General features: G+C 60.2%; 1 pseudogene. It reads left to right on the plus strand.

What is annotated here, in order from left to right:
• Positions 1–571, plus strand: a pseudogene (locus R7Z49_RS26675) (glutamate synthase large subunit); the annotation flags it as partial.

Below are 571 nucleotides of genomic sequence, written 5' to 3' on the forward strand. Positions count from 1 at the left end.
TGAAATTAACACCATTACCGGCAACCGCCAGTGGGCCCGCGCCCGTACCTATAAGTTCCAGACCCCGCTGATCCCAGACCTGCACGACGCCGCGCCGTTCGTTAACGAAACCGGCTCCGACTCCAGTTCTATGGACAACATGCTGGAGCTGCTGCTGGCCGGCGGGATGGACATCGTGCGCGCCATGCGTCTGCTGGTGCCGCCAGCCTGGCAGAACAACCCGGATATGGATCCGGAGCTGCGTTCGTTCTTCGACTTTAACTCCATGCATATGGAGCCGTGGGACGGCCCGGCGGGCATCGTCATGTCCGATGGCCGCTATGCGGCCTGTAACCTCGACCGTAACGGTCTGCGCCCGGCGCGCTACGTCATTACCAAAGATAAGCTCATCACCTGCGCCTCCGAAGTCGGCATCTGGGATTACCAGCCTGACGAAGTGGTCGAGAAAGGCCGCGTGGGCCCGGGCGAGCTGATGGTTATCGATACCCGTGCCGGACGCATTCTGCACTCAGCGGAAACCGATGACGATCTGAAGAGCCGCCATCCGTATAAAGAGTGGATGGAGAAAAAC

The sequence above is a fragment of the Vibrio sp. 1562 genome (genome assembly GCF_033340155.1).
Lineage (GTDB): Bacteria > Pseudomonadota > Gammaproteobacteria > Enterobacterales > Vibrionaceae > Vibrio > Vibrio alginolyticus.